The organism is Arthrobacter sp. AZCC_0090 (genome assembly GCF_014207375.1).
GTDB lineage: Bacteria > Actinomycetota > Actinomycetes > Actinomycetales > Micrococcaceae > Arthrobacter.
In genome coordinates this window covers 35,948-52,315 of sequence record NZ_JACHEE010000004.1, presented here as the reverse complement: position 1 = coordinate 52,315, position 16,368 = coordinate 35,948, and the positions used below count along the sequence as shown (strand labels likewise).

General features: G+C 61.8%; 16 protein-coding genes. 13 read left to right on the top strand and 3 right to left on the bottom strand.

The features are described from left to right. Positions 1–122: 122 nt before the first annotated feature. A complete protein-coding gene (locus HNP00_RS07575; RefSeq protein WP_184737593.1) occupies positions 123–446 on the bottom strand; it encodes a hypothetical protein in 324 nt (107 codons plus the stop codon). Between the two features lie 199 nt (positions 447–645). Here HNP00_RS07575 and HNP00_RS07570 point away from each other — a divergent pair, with 199 nt between their 5' ends. The 4 genes from HNP00_RS07570 (at position 646) to HNP00_RS07560 (ending at position 2,857) form a co-directional block, all read left to right on the top strand. Further along, positions 646–1,014 carry a YciI family protein gene (locus HNP00_RS07570; RefSeq protein ID WP_184737591.1) on the top strand — a complete coding sequence of 123 codons (369 nt, stop codon included), beginning with the start codon at positions 646–648 and terminating at the stop codon, positions 1,012–1,014. Between the two features lie 14 nt (positions 1,015–1,028). Further along, on the top strand, positions 1,029–1,559 hold the full coding sequence (locus HNP00_RS23185; protein WP_311770525.1) for a sigma factor: 531 nt from the start codon (positions 1,029–1,031) through the stop codon (positions 1,557–1,559). Beyond that, positions 1,457–2,236: an RNA polymerase sigma factor gene (locus HNP00_RS23180; RefSeq protein ID WP_260404877.1), complete on the top strand. Its 780-nt coding sequence runs from the start codon at positions 1,457–1,459 to the stop codon at positions 2,234–2,236. Before HNP00_RS23185 ends, HNP00_RS23180 begins: the two co-directional genes overlap by 103 nt. Positions 2,237–2,347: 111 nt before the next feature. After that, entirely contained in the window at positions 2,348–2,857 is a 510-nt protein-coding gene (locus HNP00_RS07560) for a mycothiol transferase (RefSeq protein WP_184737589.1), read from the top strand. A gap of 17 nt (positions 2,858–2,874) precedes the next feature. Here HNP00_RS07560 and HNP00_RS07555 read toward each other — a convergent pair whose 3' ends face one another. After that, positions 2,875–4,329, bottom strand: coding sequence for an MFS transporter (locus HNP00_RS07555; protein WP_184737587.1), 1,455 nt, complete (start codon positions 4,327–4,329; stop codon positions 2,875–2,877). Between the two features lie 130 nt (positions 4,330–4,459). Here HNP00_RS07555 and HNP00_RS07550 point away from each other — a divergent pair, with 130 nt between their 5' ends. The 9 genes from HNP00_RS07550 (at position 4,460) to HNP00_RS07510 (ending at position 15,764) form a co-directional block, all read left to right on the top strand. Continuing rightward, entirely contained in the window at positions 4,460–5,008 is a 549-nt protein-coding gene (locus HNP00_RS07550) for a TetR/AcrR family transcriptional regulator (RefSeq protein ID WP_184737585.1), read from the top strand. A 269-nt stretch (positions 5,009–5,277) separates the two neighbouring features. After that, on the top strand, positions 5,278–6,492 hold the full coding sequence (locus tag HNP00_RS07545; RefSeq protein ID WP_184737583.1) for an ROK family transcriptional regulator: 1,215 nt from the start codon (positions 5,278–5,280) through the stop codon (positions 6,490–6,492). A 116-nt stretch (positions 6,493–6,608) separates the two neighbouring features. After that, on the top strand, positions 6,609–7,448 hold the full coding sequence (locus HNP00_RS07540; RefSeq protein ID WP_221451312.1) for a carbohydrate ABC transporter permease: 840 nt from the start codon (positions 6,609–6,611) through the stop codon (positions 7,446–7,448). After that, the gene (locus HNP00_RS07535; protein ID WP_184737579.1) at positions 7,441–8,256 is read left to right on the top strand and encodes a carbohydrate ABC transporter permease; all 816 of its coding nucleotides are present in this window, start codon (positions 7,441–7,443) and stop codon (positions 8,254–8,256) included. Before HNP00_RS07540 ends, HNP00_RS07535 begins: the two co-directional genes overlap by 8 nt. A gap of 36 nt (positions 8,257–8,292) precedes the next feature. Beyond that, the gene (locus tag HNP00_RS07530) at positions 8,293–9,543 is read left to right on the top strand and encodes a sugar ABC transporter substrate-binding protein (protein WP_221451311.1); all 1,251 of its coding nucleotides are present in this window, start codon (positions 8,293–8,295) and stop codon (positions 9,541–9,543) included. Between the two features lie 122 nt (positions 9,544–9,665). Beyond that, positions 9,666–10,838, top strand: a complete 1,173-nt coding sequence (locus HNP00_RS07525) for a glycoside hydrolase family 15 protein (protein WP_184737577.1) — start codon at positions 9,666–9,668, stop codon at positions 10,836–10,838. Between the two features lies 1 nt (position 10,839). Further along, the gene (locus tag HNP00_RS07520) at positions 10,840–13,092 is read left to right on the top strand and encodes a TIM-barrel domain-containing protein (RefSeq protein ID WP_184737575.1); all 2,253 of its coding nucleotides are present in this window, start codon (positions 10,840–10,842) and stop codon (positions 13,090–13,092) included. 327 nt (positions 13,093–13,419) lie between these two features. Beyond that, complete coding sequence (locus HNP00_RS07515; RefSeq protein WP_184737573.1) at positions 13,420–14,337, top strand: hypothetical protein; 918 nt, start codon at positions 13,420–13,422, stop codon at positions 14,335–14,337. A 59-nt stretch (positions 14,338–14,396) separates the two neighbouring features. Beyond that, entirely contained in the window at positions 14,397–15,764 is a 1,368-nt protein-coding gene (locus HNP00_RS07510; RefSeq protein ID WP_184737571.1) for an MFS transporter, read from the top strand. A 268-nt stretch (positions 15,765–16,032) separates the two neighbouring features. On the opposite strand, the gene HNP00_RS23750 is transcribed toward HNP00_RS07510, so the two are convergent. After that, positions 16,033–16,215, bottom strand: a complete 183-nt coding sequence (locus tag HNP00_RS23750) for a PLDc N-terminal domain-containing protein (RefSeq protein WP_184737569.1) — start codon at positions 16,213–16,215, stop codon at positions 16,033–16,035. Between the last annotated feature and the right edge of the window lie 153 nt (positions 16,216–16,368).

The following is a 16,368-nucleotide window of genomic DNA, read 5'->3' as shown; positions in this document are numbered from 1 at the left end:
GAACCAACCCTGTCAGGAGGGTCGGACATTATTAGCCCTCTCGCGATTGTTGCCTCGCGATTCCGGTCGACCAAACTCTGTGGGACAAGCCGAAGGCTGTGGGACAAGCCGAACCCCGCGGACTAGGTGCTGAGGTCCCAATGGATCCGGATCGCCTCGGCGATCGGGCCAGTGGTGACGTCGACCTGGAAGGCCACGGGCGCGGTTCCTGTCGCTTCAATGACCGTGTCATGGTAAACCCGGCCGCATGACGGACACAGGGTGTAGAGATCCTCATCTTCGGGCCATGCGGCCAGGCCGGCGGGGACAGGGGTGCTTCCACCTATATGAACGGGCATGCCGTTTGAGTTGGCCTGAATCAGTCCCTCTTTGCTCACGGTGTTACCGCACAAGCACGTGATGGTGGTGACGTCATGACCAATGACATCGGCGAATTCAGTGTCCATGATGATGATGAGCTCCCCGGCGTCGGAAGAGGCGTTCTGCTTGTAGTTTATGCCTGCGGTTCGCCATGTGAGACAGAAAGAAACCAGGTGAGACAGAAGAATCTGTAGGGTGGTGTCGAAGTCCCGCGCTCCGTTACGTCTCTTTGGTGATCGCGCCTCTCCGGCACGATGAACCAGCGATTAATGAAACGAGGAAACCATGAAGTACCTCCTGATGATGCAGGTCGATCCTGATGTATTGGCGTCGCTGTCTGCCAGCCAGAGCGAGGAGATCGGGAAAGGCCACGGTGCCTTCATTGATGAGATCACGGCATCCGGCGAGTTCATTCTGACCCAGGCGCTCGGCGACCCTTCGAAAAGCAGCGTTGTTCGCAGTTCGGGTGGGGTACCGGAAATCCACGACGGCCCCTTCCTGGAAGCAAAGGAGTTTTTGGGTGGGTTCTACCTTGTCGATGTCGACTCGAAGGAGCGCGCGCTCGAGCTGGCCAAGTTGATCCCCGACGCGAAGATCGACGGCCTGGCCATCGAGGTCCGGCCGATCATGTTCTCGAAGGCGGCCGATTTCTGAGCACGCCAACCCCGGTGGAGGGCCTGCTGCGCGAGCTTGCGCCGCAGGTTCTCGGGCGGTTGATCCGCCGATACCACCAATTCGACACCGCTGAGGACGCGGTGCAGGACGCCCTGATCAAAGCTGTGACCATATGGCCGGAACAGGGCGTCCCGGACAACCCCGCTGCTTGGTTGTACACGGTTGCCTCCAACCGGCTTATCGACGTGGTGCGGAGTGAGGCTGCGCGTCGGAGCAGGGAAGAGGAGTACGTCAGGGACGATCCCGCGGCAGTCGAAGGGGTCAACGAGGCGGCAGCAAACCAAGACGACACCCTGGACCTGTTGTTCCTGTGTTGTCATGACGCGTTGACCGCTTCATCTCAAATCGCGTTGACCTTGCGCGCAGTAGGTGGCCTGACCACCGGCGAGATAGCGTTGCCTACCTCGTGCCGGAATCGACTATGGCTCAACGCATCAGCCGGGCGAAGCAAACCATCAAAGCGGTCGGCGCGGCGTTCGGACGGCTCTCTCCCACACAGAGGCAGGAGCGTTCCGATGCCGTGAAGCGGGTTCTCTATTTGATGTTCAACGAGGGATACACCGCGGCTGCCGGTAACGAGTTGACGCGGGTGGATCTCTCGGCCGAGGCGATCCGGCTCACAAGGCAACTCGTGCGACTTCAGCCGGGCGACGGCGAAAGCATCGGAATGCTCTGCCTGATGCTTCTGACGGACGCGAGACGACCCGCGCGAACCACGCCCGACGGCGACTTGGTCCCCCTCGATGAACAGGATCGCTCCCTGTGGAACCGGCAGGCCATCACGGAGGCCAAGGAACTCTTGATCCCCGCATTGAAGTCTTCGACGGCAGGCCCATACCTGATTCAGGCGGCGATCGCGGCCATCCATGCCGATTCGTCCTCGACCGAGACCACCGATTGGGAGGAGATCCTCCAGCTCTACAGCCTCCTCGATCACATGGTGTCCAACCCGATGGTGACCTTGAACCGTGCCGTCGCACTGGCGATGGTCGATGGCCCCGAAGCGGCGCTCAGGCTGCTCGACCGACTCGAGAAGGAACCGATAATCGCCGGGCACTATCGCCTGACCTCGGTGCGAGCACACCTCCTGGAGTTGTCGGGAGATTTTCGTGCCGCCCGGAAGGCTTACCAGGCGGCGGCCCGCGCGACGCTGAGTTCACCGGAACGCCGCTACCTGCAAGGACGCGCGGACCGCCTCTGATCCGTCACGGCTGCACCACCGCTCTAACGATCGTGGCCGTCGCCGCGATAGCGAGCGCCGGCAGATCATGGAAGCATGGGGCTCACCGAGAACGCACAGTGAGGGGACTCCATGAAATCCAACGAACTGCTGCTGGATGCCTTTGGCAGGATCCGTGACATCGTTGAGGTCACTCTTGAGGGGCTCGACGACGAATCCTTGCTCCGCCGCCCCGCAGGAAGGGGAAACTCGATTGCGTGGTTGATCTGGCACCTCAGCCGGGTAGAGGACGCGCAGCTCGCTTCCGCTGCCGGCCTGGTACAGGTCTGGACCTCGCAGGAGTTTGCCGGCCGTTTCAACCTGCCACTGCCCCAACGCGATACCGGCTACGGCCACTCGAGCGATAAGGTCGACGCGGTGCAGGCCTCTCCGCAGCTGTTGCTCGAATACTACGACGCCGTTCACCGGCAGACGGTCGGGTTCCTGGACACCCTCGGCGATGGGGACCTCGATCGCATCGTGGACACCCGTTGGAACCCGCCCGTCACTCTAGGGGTGCGGCTGGTCAGCACTATTGCCGATTGCCTTCAGCACGTGGGGCAGGCGGCGTACGCCAAAGGCCTGAAGCACTCGGGCGGTTAGGGACGAAGTCTGCCACGTCATGCCTCCGGCGAGGAAGCGCTGATTGCTGACTCAGCCACCGTCCGGGGTTTGAAGACCAGTCCGACGACGGCCGCCAGCGCGAGCGCGGAGAGAACGGTTGCGGACCAGAACCCGGCACGCCCGCCGATCAGGAAGTCGCCGGGGATGGCGAAGGCCGCGTAGGTCGAAGCCACGATGGCCAGGCCGATGGCGCCACCAAGTTGCTGCATTGTCTGGAATAGCCCGGAGGCGGATCCCGCGTGCTCGGGTTGGACGTTGCGAAGCGCGAGAGTCGTGAGCGGCATGAACGTCAGGCCGGCAGAAATTCCGGTACCCAGAAGGGCCAGTACAACAAGGGCGAAGGGAGTGTTCGCGTTGAGCTGCGTCAGCGGCAAGAAAGCAACAACCCGAAGGGCGGTGCCAAAGATGACCAGGCGGACCGCACCTACCCGCTCAAGCAGTCGCGGGACGATCCTCGACATCGCGAAGATGCTTAGCGGCATCGGCAGGAACGCCAACCCGGTCACCATGGGCGTGAGATGCAGATCGTCTTCGAGGTACTGGACCATGAGGAAGAACATCGCCAGCATCCCGCCGTAGGTCGCCGCCATCGCGGCCAGCGCGGCCACGCGGCTGGGGCTGCGCAGCAGCTGGGGGCGGAGCAGCGGATGCGCGACGCGGCGTTCGGTGACGGCAAGCACTGCGATCAGCGCCGCACCGACAACGAGGCCGCCGATAGTGCGCGGGCTGGACCAGCCGACGTCGCCCGCTTGAATAAGGGCCCAGACAATGGCGACGGCGCCGCCCGTGGCGGTCACCGCTCCGAGGATGTCGAAACGACCAGGCCTGCGGGGAGTTTCGGCGACGAGGCGCGGCACCGCAATGAGGACCACGACGCCGATGGGCACGTTAATGAAGAGGGTCCACCGCCAGCTGGTGGTGTCGGTGAGCAAGCCCCCGAGGATGAGCCCGAGCGCGCCACCCATCGAGGCAATGGCGGAGAACAATGCGAGCGCTCGGTTCCGCGCGCCGTCGTCCCGTGCGCTCGTGGTGATGAGCGCGAGCACGCTCGGCGCGGCGAACGCGGCGCCGAGGCCCTGGAGCGCGCGTGCAATGACAAGGAGAAGCGGGGAGGTGGCCAGCCCGCCGAGCAGTGAGAAGAGCGTGAAGGCTGCAACGCCAAGGAGGAAGGTGCGGCGACGGCCGAAGACGTCTCCAATCCGTCCGCCGAGCAGCAAGAGGCCGCCGAAAGCAACGGCGTAGCCGTTCAAGACCCAGCTGAGCTCGGCCCGATCGAAGTGGAGGTCCGTGGCGATGTGGGGGAGCGCGACGTTCACGACCGTCGCGTCGAGGACAAGCATGAGTTGGGCCAGCATGACGAGCCAGAGGCCAATGCTAGCGGCGCGGCTGCGCGGATTACCGCTTCTCCGGGCGATCCCGGCGGGTGCGCGTGTGGCGGTTGTTGATGTCATGGGAGGTGTCCTGTTCTAGCCGGAGGGGCTGACGTACACTAATAGGAGCGATGCTCCGTTTAGTACTATACGGAGACACTCTCCGTTTTGCAACGGTTTTGTTTTGGATGTATTTGGAAGGCTGGTTTCCGTGCGCGCCGACGCTCAACGTAACCGCGATCGAATCGTGGAGGTTGCACGTGCCCTCTTCCGCGTCAAAGGCTTCGAATCCGTTTCAATGGACGAGGTCGCCAAGGCGGCGGGGGTAGGCCCTGGCACGCTTTACCGGCATTTCCCGACCAAAGAGTCGCTGTACGACGCCGTGCTCGAGGCATGGGCGGAGAAAGTCAACGCCGCCGTCGAGCGTGCGCTTACCCTCGACGCCCCGGCGCGGGAGCAGCTGGTCACGTGGTTGACCGACTATGCGGCGATGCTGACAGAACATAAAGGCGCCGCCGCGCGGATCACCGCTGCGCTGGGCGACCCAGGATCCCCGTTTGCAGCGAAGTGCCAGACCTATCTCGGTGCCAACCAGCGAGTGATCGACGCGTTGGACTCGGCTCTGCGTCCGGGGGTTGAGGCGATGCAAATCAGCCGTCTCGTCGGCGGCGTGGCCGCAGTCGTAGACAACAGCGAGCTTCCCGGCGACGCAGCGGCCTCGATGCTCGAGATCGTCGCGGACGGACTGCTCACTTCCTGACGGCCGTGGGGGAGCGTTCAAGCTCGCCCCCGATCCTCCTGCGCTTTTGGTGCTTTTTGGGGCGATCCTCCTGCACTTTTGGTGCCTTTTCGGGCGACCCTCCTGCACTTTTGGTGCCTTTGGCCGCGGCGTCCTCACCTCGGATGCGCACGGCGTGGCGTACGGCCTGGACGCGGCGGCACGCAGAACGCTCCAGATTTTCACTGATCTCTTGACGTGACCTACAACATAGTTCTAATCTTTATTTAGTCCTAAACAAAGGAGTTCACATGTCGCGACCGAGTGGCAACGCTGACGTTACCCGCTCTGCGATCTTGGCATTCCTGGGCACCTCTGGCGGCGCATCCCGCGCCGACCTTGCGCGGGGGCTAGGGGTCTCGCCGGCGCTCATGACCCAGCTTGTGAAAGACCTCATCTCGGATGGTCTCGTGAGGGAGTTGGCGATGTCGCCATCCAACGGCGGGCGTCCTGCCCGCCTTCTGGGATTGGCGGCTTCGGCAGGGCGGGTGATCGGCATGAAAGTTGCCAACGACCACGTTGCTCTGGTGGAAACTGAGCTTGGGGGACAGGTGTTGCGCGCCGAGAGCCGGCCGTTCAACGCCTCCTCGGTCACATTCCTCTCTGCCTTGGTCGAACTCGTGCGTGAGTTCCGGGATTCCGGCGGTGTCGTTCCAATTCTGGGCGTTGGGGTGGGCGTGCCTGGTTCCGTCGACGCCCAGGGAAGCGGCGTGGTCGATTCGAGCCTCCTTGGTTGGCGGCAAGTTCCTCTCGGGGCCATGCTGAGCCGTGAGCTCGGTGTGCCGGTGTTGGTCGAAAACAACGTCAACGCCCTCGCTGTTGCCGAGCGGCTTTACGGGCCCGGTCGCGATCATGCTGACTTTCTCGTCGTGACCATCGGTGAGGGCGTCGGTGCCGGATTTGTGACCGGAGGCACAGTTGTCCGCGGGAGCCGTGGCGGTGCCGGTGAAATCGGACATATCGCTGCGGTGACGGGAGGACCACTGTGCACTTGCGGCAACCGTGGCTGCATCGAGGCATTGATAGGTGAAGCGGCGCTCGTCGCTCAGGCACGCCGGTCTGGCGTGATTCAGCCCGCAGGTACGGTGGCTGACTTGCAAGCCGAAGCGGATAGGGGCAACCCCATGGCACAGGACATTTTCAGCGAAGCGGGCCAGCCACTGGGACGGATCGTTTCGGGTCTAGTACAGGTTCTTGACCCGGAGATCGTGATTGTCAGCGGTGAGGGCACCATGGCCTGGAGCCATTGGAAGGAAGGTTTTGAGCAGGCATTCCGTTCTGCGCTGACCTCCGACCGAAGGAGCGTTCCCGTGATCGTCGAGTCCTGGGACGACGAAGGCTGGGCTCGTGGTGCCGCGGCCTTGGTGGCATCCACCCCGTTCTACAGCGGTGAAAGCTCCGGCGAACAAGGACGTAGGGTGCGGGCACGGCTCAGCACGCCCGCAGTGGAGGCCATCGGGTCATGACAACTGTTGGAAATTCCAAACCAGGCATTCTCAGCGTTACCAACGCTCGCAAACTCAATCCTGCACCCATCCGGCGGAAGGCGGCCCCGCGTCTTCGGTACGCACTGACCGTTGGGTTGTTCCTGCTGCCGAGCGCGCTGCCACTGCTGTTCTTCACGATCGTTCCCATGGTGTCCGCGTTCTGGATCAGCCTGAACCAGTGGAACTTGGTGGGCCCGATGAAGTGGGTGGGTCTGGACAACTACGCCAGGCTCGTCACGGACCCAGGCACACAGGGCGCGTTCCTTCACACCGTCTATTACATCGTCGGCTACCTGCCCTTGGTGTATAGCGGTGGCCTCGCCATCGCCCTGGCGCTGAACACACGGATCAAAGGGCGCAGCATGCTTCGGGGCCTCTATTTCCTTCCGGTGGTAACTAGCTGGATCGTCGTAGCGCTCGTCTGGCGCTGGCTGCTGAACCCCAGTACGGGCATCGTGAACTGGCTGCTTGGGCTGATCGGCATTGCCGGCCCGGGGTGGTGGACAGACCCGGCTTGGTCGATGCCCGCGATCATCCTTGCCTCGGCGTGGAAAGATCTTGGGTTCGTCATGGTGATTCTGCTCGCCGGGCTGCAGGCCATTCCGGAAGAACTTTATGAGGCGGCGACGGTGGACGGCGCGGGCCCCTGGCGGCGCCTGTTCAGCATTACTCTCCCGATGCTGTCTCCATCAACGTTCTTTGTCATCGTCCTGTCACTAATTAATGGTTTTCAAGTGTTTGACCAGGTGTATGCCATGACCGGAGGCGGGCCGAACAATTCATCCCAGGTGGTAGTGCAGCAGATCTATGACCTCACGTTCCGCTACGGCAAGGCAGGCGAAGCATCCGCCCTGTCATGGCTACTATTCCTCTTCATTCTGGTGATCACTTTGATTCAGGTGCGGGGCCAAAAGAAGTGGGTGAACTATGCGTAAGTTCCCGCGCTTGATCGCCCTGAACATCCTTGTGGTCGTCGGCGCCGCTGTGATGGTGTTTCCCTTCCTGTGGGCGCTCGTAACGTCCATCAGCCCAGGGGCTGGCCTGTCCGCCACCCCGCAGCTGGTCCCGGAGAACCCTTCACTGTCCGCCTACGCTGAGTTGCTCCAGCGGCTCCCGTTCGTTCAGATCGTCCTTAACAGCCTGATCCTCGCCGTCCTCACCACGGTGTTCCAGCTCGCTACGAGCTCCCTGGCCGCTTATGTCTTTTCACGGATGCCCTTCAAAGGGCGCAATGCCGTGTTCGCCGTCTATCTGGCCACCATGATGGTTCCCTTGCAGGTCCTCGTTGTTCCTTTGTTCGTTGAGATGAAAAGCCTTGGCCTCATCAACACCTACTTGGGCGTCCTCCTACCGGGCATTGCCAGCGCATTCGGGGTGTTCCTGCTGCGCCAAGCCATGAACTCCGTTCCCACGGACCTCGATCAGGCAGCAACGCTGGATGGTGCGGGCCACTTCCGGATCTTCGGGCTTATCGTTCTGCCCTTGGTCCGCCCAGCCCTGGCAACGCTGACCGTGTTCGCATTCCTGAACAGCTGGAACAGCTTCCTATGGCCCCTGATTATCCTGCGCACTCCCGGGATGAAGACCCTTCCCGTTGCGCTGGCAGGACTCCAGGGCCAGTACACAACCCAGTGGGACATCGTCATGGCCGGATCCGTGGTCAGCGTCCTGCCAATGCTTGCCCTCTATATCTTCACCCAGAAGTACATCATCCAAGGGGTTGCGGGAACCGGACTCAAATAGGCCGCCCTGCTTCCCCCCTTATCAATGGAGATAGACATGAACAAGAAGCCCTTGGCCGCTCTGGGCATCGCCCTGGCCGCAATCCTGGCAACGACCGGCTGCGGCTCCGCAGGAAGTCCTGAAGCTTCAAGCAATGAAAAAGTGACCATCAGGTATTCAAACTTCACGTCCAACGGGGGAAACGAGAAGAACTTGGACACCATTGTTCAGGCCTTCCAAAAAGCCAACCCCAACATCACGGTCCAGGTCACCACTTTGCCCTACAAGGACTACGCCACGGCACTCCAGACTGATCTGGCCGCTGGGACCCAAGCCGATACTTTCGATATCGAATATGCGAACCTGCGCTCCTATGTGTCGAATGGGGCAGTAGCTCCTCTCGAAGGAGTTGATAGTTCCAAGTACAAGCAGTCTCTGCTTCAGTCCTACCAATCAGATGGCAAGCAGTATGCGCTGCCCAGTTCCTTCTCCGATGTTGTCCTGTACTACAACAAGGCGCTCTTCGACGCCGCGAAGGTCGCGTACCCCACGTCCAGCTGGACATGGGCAGATGAGACTGCTGCCGCGAAGAAGATCACGGACAGCGCCGCGGGCGTCTTTGGAGACTTCCAAAACGTGAGCTTCTACGAGTTCTACAAAGCACTGGCCCAGACCGGCGGCAAGTTCCTCAACGACGATGGCAAATCCGTTGCGTTCAACTCGCCGCAGGGAATCAAGGCAGCCGAGTGGCTGGCGGGCAAGAGCGGAACGACTATGCCTACACCCGCCCAGGGCGCAGGAACCCCGGACTTCGACACAAAGCTATTCAAGGACGGCAAACTTGGCATGCTCCACAGCGGCATCTGGGTGGCAAGCAGCTTCGCCGACTCACCCAAAAACTGGGACATTGTCGTTGAGCCGGGAGACACGCAGAAGGCAAGTGCGGAGTTCTCCAACGCCATCGCGATAGCTGCCAACTCCAAGAACAAGGCTGCCGCCCAGAAATGGGCCGAATACATGACCAGTTCAGATGTCATGGCACAGACGCGCATCAGCGCCGGATGGGAACTGCCTGCTACTTCCGATGAGTCCTTCCTGAAGCCCTATCTCGCAAAGGACAAGCCGGCAAACCGCAAGGCCATATTCGATGCACTCGACCACGTCGCTCTCACGCCAGTCATCGGCGACAACCAGCAAAAGATGGTCGACATCATCACCAACGCTCTTGGCGAAGTCGAAGCGAAGCGCTCCACCGCTTCTGATGCCCTGAAGGGTGCCGCAGACCAAATCAACGCTCTCTTGAAATAGGCCGGGCTTAACTGAACACGCACGGCGTACGGGTCGCGGTGTCACCCTGACTGCTGGCACCGCGACCCGCTCATTGCCTGAAGGCCCATCGGCTGAGAGAGAAAAACATGATCGACAAGTCCATGCCAGGTTCAACTGTGACGTCCATTGGCGATGCCACTGTCCGCTCGATAGTCCGGGCAAGCACGGAGCTCATTTTGGAACAGCAGACCTCGGGTGGCGCATACCCCGCGAGCCCATCGTTTTCCGCCTACGCCGGATACTGCTGGTTTCGTGACGGCTCGTTCATCGCTGACGCTATGTCCGCCGCCGGGCATATCGAATCCGCCGAGCTGTTCTTCGACTGGTGCTCGAAAGTGTTGACTTCCCGCTCCGGAAAAATTCGGTACATCGTGGCTGAAAGCCTGGCCGGCAGGCCTTCAGCCGATGAGCAAATGCTGCCAACCCGATTCACCGTCGAAGGGGACGACGGAAACGACGAGTGGTGGGACTTTCAGCTCGACGGTTACGGTACCTGGCTTTGGGCCTTGGCTGAACACAGCGTCCGCCATGGCCGGTCGATGGAACGCTGGGCCGAGGCCATTGCCCTCACAGTCGACTATCTGACCTGCTTCTGGGACCGGCCCTGCTACGACTGGTGGGAAGAAGCCGCCCAGCAAGTGCACGTCAGCACTCTTGGCTGCATTTCCTCAGGATTGGCCAGCATTGTTGCGAGCGGGAACCTGGAGGAAGCAAGAGCCCGGCGGGCCACCAAGACTGTCAAACTGATCCGACGTCGCGTCCAGAACGACGGAGTCAGGAACGGGCACCTCACCAAATGGCTCGGAACCGAAGCCGTCGACGCCAGTCTCTTGGCGCTCATCGCTCCGATGAACTTCTTTGAACCGGTCAGTCCTCTAGGCAAAGGGACCATCTCCGCCGTCGAAGAGCAGCTCACCGTCCGCAACGGTGTTCACCGTTATCTGGCAGACAGCTACTACGGCGGTGGCCAATGGCCCCTCCTCAGCTGTTTCCTCGGACTGGCGCAGGAAGCAGCCGGCAACCGATCGCGGGCACGTGAACTGCTTCTCTGGGCTGCTTCCGTTGCACGGGACGGCACCGAGCTCCCCGAACAGGTCGAAGACAACCTCCTCGACGCCGAATACCTGCAGCCCTGGATTGATCGGTGGGGGCCCTCGGCCAGTCCGCTGCTGTGGAGCCACGCCATGTTCATCCGACTCGCGATAGCACTCGAGACCGTCCACCCCATTGACCGGTCGGAATCCGGCCTCCAGACGAACGAAAAAGGACTCTGAATTGATCCGCCACAAACCATTCGGCTCAGGACACCCCTACGTCAACGACACCGATCAGCGCAGCCCAGTCCGCCCCCAAGCTGGCGAGTCCGTCACCTTGGGGGTACGAACCTCGCCTGAGCTGACAAATGTGGTCTGTGAATTGGCGGAAATCCACGGGGACGGTTCGGTTACCAACTCAACCGTGCCGCTCACCCGGGTTCCCGCGGCCTCGCGTGGACAAGTGGTCGACGGCGGCCATCTCGCCTCAGCCCAGGCCAAGTTGGCCCGTGCGGCCAGCGGCTGGCAGACCACCCTCGGGCCGGCCGACCCTCTGACAAGCTACAAGTATCGTTTCAGTGCCGACAACCCGGCGGGCAGGAAGGAACGTACCCGCTGGTTCAGTTATCAAGTGGCAACGTGGGAACCTGCGAAACGTGCCCTGCACATTATTGGTACCGACCGGGTGATCAGCGGTTCCGTCGAAGTGCTGCGTGACGGTTCCCGGCCTCTTCGGGTCCGGTTCGCGCTGCCCCTTGCCCCGAACGAACGGGTGACCGGCTTCGGTGAACGATTTGATGCCCTCGACCACCGGGGTACCACGTTGGATGCGGTCGTCTTCGAGCAGTACAAGAGCCAGGGCGCGCATCGGAAAACTTACTTGCCTATGCCCTTCGCCCACGTGGTCGGCGGAGACGGCTGGGGATTCCACCTCGATACTTCCCGGCGCACTTGGTACGACATCGGCGCAGCCGACCAAAACCGCCTCATCGTTGAAGCCGAAGTCGGCCCTGACGCCGTGCACGGTGACGCCCTCCTGGGCGTGCAGATCTTCGATGGAACGCCCGCCGAGGTCCTGCAATCCTGCCTCTCGAAAATAGGGGGACCCAAAGCGCTTCCCGATTGGGTCTTCAAGCTCTGGGCGAGCGGGAATGAATGGAACACCCAGGAAGAAGTCATGCGGCAGATGGATCTGCACCGCGAAACTGGAATCCCTGTGGGATCCGTGGTCATTGAGGCATGGAGTGACGAGGCAACCTTCACTGCGTTCCGTGACGCCGTCTATGACCCCAGCCCCGATGGGGGCCCGCTCCGGCTCAATGACTTCACTTTCCCCGAAGAGGGAGCATGGCCGGACCCGAAAGCGATGGTTGACGAGCTGCATCGCCGGGACATTCGTGTTGTCCTGTGGCAGATCCCGCTCATCAAGATGCGACCGCACCCCCAAGGGCAGGCACGGAACGATGCCGATGCCGCGATCCGTGAAGGCAGGCTCATTCGTGAGGAGGCTCCGGATGGCAGCCTGCGGCCCTACCGGAACCGTGGATGGTGGTTCCCCCTTGGACTGATGCCGGACCTGACCGATCCGGAGGCGGCACGCTGGTGGACGGAGAAACGACGATATTTGGTCGAGGAACTTGGCATCGACGGATTCAAAACTGATGGAGGGGAGCATGCCTGGGGCGAGGATCTTCACTATCTCAATGGGATGAAGGGGGACGAAGGGAACAACCTGTTCCCGGTCGCGTACGCCAAAGCCTATGGCGATCTGCTCGAGTCTGCCGGCAAGGCTCCGGTCACTTTCAGCAGGGCCGGTTTCACTGGATCCCAGGCCCATGGGGCCTTTTGGGCGGGTGATGAGGACTCCACCTGGGATGCATTCCGCTGGTCAATGTTTGCCGGCCTGTCCGCCGCCGCGAGTGGCATCGTCTACTGGGGTTGGGATTTTGCAGGGTTCTCCGGTGATGTGCCGACTTCCGAACTGTATCTGCGCTCGGCAGCGGCGGCTGTATTCGTCCCCATCATGCAGTACCACTCCGAATTCAACCATCACCGCACGCCATCGCGTGACCGCACGCCATGGAATATCCAGGAAAGAAGCGGCGACGAAACCGTGGTTCCGATATTCCGCGAACTGACCGAGCTTCGCGAACGCCTCATCCCGTATCTGTCAGAGCAAGCCCGAAAGACAATAGCCACCGGGGCGCCGCTCATGCGGCCCCTCTACTTCGACTATGCCGAAGACCAGGTGGTCTGGGACCACCCGCTGCAATGGATGCTCGGCGATGACCTACTGGTTGCACCCGTAACCCAGGAGGGGATCAGGTCTTGGACAACCTACCTGCCATCCGGGGACTGGATCGACGCGTGGACCGGGGACAGCTACGCGGGAAAACAGACAGTAGATGCGCCCGCTCCCTTGAACCGAATCCCGGTGTTTGTCCGCGCAGACGCTTGGGATCGCATGAAGAACATCTTCGCAATCCGTCACTGAACCGACTGCAGGAGATTGTTTGATCCTGTCATGGAGCGCGATCCTGCGAAGATCGACTCCCTTCACCCCGACCATAAGTTGCCCCTCGTTTCGCGCTCGGCACAAGGGGCCGCTGAGTACTCCTGCGTCCGAGCTGTACTCCAAGTGCAACGCACCACTTACTCGCAAACTCGTTAACTAACTCCAGTAGAAATCACTCACGGCTGCCCGGAAAGGGCTCCGTAGCATCCAAAGTGAGCCGGAAATGGGCTCACTGCCATTGCTTCGGGAAGCAATGTGCGGCAGTACCAACCCGTCTGGGTCCTGACCCTGCCGAGGATGCACATCATGAAAACTGCAAAGCTCGTGGCTCTCGCTTGCTTCCTTTTTGCTTGGACAGCAACACCGGTCTCCGCCGCGAATGCCGCACCCATGGAGGCCTCGGGCATCGTGCTGGGCAACGACGTTTCCTGGCCCCAATGTGGGGGCGGGCTTCCTGGCGGCCAAGCGTTCGGGATCGTCGGGGTGAACGGCGGACGGCCGGACAATGCAAACCCCTGCCTGGCCGAGCAGCTCCAGTGGGCTGCCAGCTCGGTGGGAGGGACAAGCCAACCCCCGGCCGCGTTGTATGTCAATACCGCCAATCCCGCGGAATCTGGGTCCGCGTGGTGGCCGGCATCCAACGTGGTCGGGGGTGCGGACGTTCCCAATCCTTATGGGATCTGTGACGGGAGCGCCGCCGCGGCCTGCGCTTACATCTACGGTTACGTCATGGCCTTTAACGACATGAACTATAGTGGCGTCAGCGACCCCGCCAAGCGCCTGTGGTGGCTGGACGTGGAGACCGGGAACGCCTGGTCCTCTGACCAGGTTGCGAACGAGGCCGACCTCGAAGGCATGACTGCATATCTGCAAAGCATCGGTGCCCAGGTGGGCATCTATTCCACCTCGTATCAGTTCGGAATCATTGCCGGTCAGCTTTTGGCAGGCAGCAGGCTGAACGGGTTGAAGAGCTGGCTTGCCGGAGCGACGTCACCGGAGTCCGCAGTGGAACTTTGCTCGGCCCCTCCGCTGACGGCCGGCGGTGTCGTTGCGCTCACCCAGTTCACCACGGACTTCGACTACAACTACTCGTGCATTCCGCCTGCACCACCACCGCCCCCGCCGCCTGCACCGGTTGTGGCCCCGCCGAAGCCGCCCGTGCCGACTCTAACGACGGATGTTAACGGGAAGCGGAAGCCGCTGCGGCTGCAGCCGCAGGGCTGAAACGCCCGTGTCGCGCCGCGTTTCGTGACCCAAGGCAACCATGGACCAGACTTAGGGGCGTGAGCAATAAACCACGCCCCGGCCTAGCGATCGCTGCACTCAGTCTCGGGACGGCGTTGAATCCGCTCAACTCGTCCATGATCGCGGTCGCCCTGGTGGTGCTGCGCGAGGACTTTGCGCTCGACGTCGCCACTGTCACCTGGGTGATCACGTCCTTCTACCTCGCCTCTGCGGCGGGCCAGCCGCTGATGGGCAGGCTCGCTGACCGTTTCGGTCCGCGGCGACTGTTCACCTTCGGCATGGCGGTCGTGGCCATTGCCTGCGCTCTGGCGCCGTTCTCGCCGAACTTCGCGCTGGTCTGCGTGGCCCGGGCGCTCATGGCGGTGGGGACAGCGACGGCGTACCCGTGCGCCGTCGTCATGGTCTCGACGCTCAGCCGGCAGGCGAACATCAGCTCCACCCGCCCCCTGGGGCGCATCCAGATGGCGAACACCTCGGCCGCTGCGGTGGGACCCGTCGTCGGCGGCCTTTTGGTGAGTCTGGTCGGCTGGCAGGCGCTGTTCGCGATCAACGTGCCGATCTCGCTCCTGGCGCTGATTGTGGTGCGGCAGGTGGCGCCGCCCGACGTCGGACGCGAGAGCGGCAAGCTCTCCGTCCTCCTGCGCGATTCCGACATTCCGGGCATCCTTGCTTTCATCGCCTCGCTCACGTTGGCGATGATGGCTCTGCTCAACGTGATGCCGGCCTACCGTTGGTGGTTCATCGCCGTCGCGGTTGTCTTGGCGGGGCTGTTCGCGTGGCGCGAGTTGCGGTTCAGTCCGCCGTTCCTGGACCTGCGGTTGCTCGGCCGGAACCGGCCGCTGCTGCTGTTGTACTTGGGTTTTGCGGTGTTCAGCGCGGTCTACTATTTTGCCTTCTTCGGGCTTCCGCAGTTGCTTCAGCAGGCGGGAAAGTACGACGCCGGCGTGGTCGGCCTGCTGATGCTGCCCCTTGCCGCCATGTCAGTTTTCATGACGCCGGTGGCGGTGCGGTTCATTGAGCGGTTCGGCGTGCGTTCCGTGATGATCGTCGGGGTCTTGCTTTTGGCCCTCGCGTCCGGGGCGCTGGGCTTACTCACGCTGTCCTTCTGGCCTCCCCTGGTTCTGGTGCTTACGGCGCTCATGGGTGTTCCATATGGCGTGGTCAGCACGGCGTCGAACCAAGGTTTGTATGTGTCGGCACGGCCCGAGGACAGGGGAGTGGCGGCCGGGATTTTCCAAACGTGCAGATACCTCGGGGCCATCACGGCGACGGTGCTCATTGGCGTGTTGTATGGGTCCGGAGTGAATCAGCCGAACTGGGGGTTGATGGTGCTGGTCATGCTGGGCTTGAGCGCGGCGGTGTTTGTGTTGGCAGTGATGTGGCGGAAGCCGGGGGCTGTGGATTGAGGAGTGAAGAGCCGGACCGATATCTCAACGTCCGGCTCTTCAGCGTCCCTCGGCGCCAGGATGGAACTGCCAATGGCTAGCTTTGGAACGGATCCTGCTAACCGTCCACACAACAGTCCACAGCAGGGCAACAGCTAACAAGGTCTCGGTCCCGTCGGGCGCCATTTTGAATGCGGCCAAAATGTAGGGGACTAGAAGGACGAGGGCCGCGGTGGCCGCCAAGGTGAAGAATACCGTCCGTCCCGTCATTGGTGGCGCCCAGACTTCGCTAAAGGGTGTTGCGTAGGCGAAGGCTGTTATCCGAGTTTGCCAACCGGGGTTTCGCGTACAGCCACGCCGCGATACCGAACAGGGGAAGGACGAACAAGAGGAGCAGCCACAAAGCCTTAGCTGTTTGATCTAATCGGTCCTCCCGGATAACGTCGAAGACTCCCCAGATAACCGATCCCATTATGAAAACCGCGGATAGTCCGCCGAATACGGCCAATACCCATTGCCAAGCTTCCATGTCGCCCCCCTCGAGCTCGCTTGTTCTAATTAGCGTACCATCGGCTCCTCGTTGCACAAGGGTTAATTTTCGCGAAGGCTCGGATTGTGCGACGAA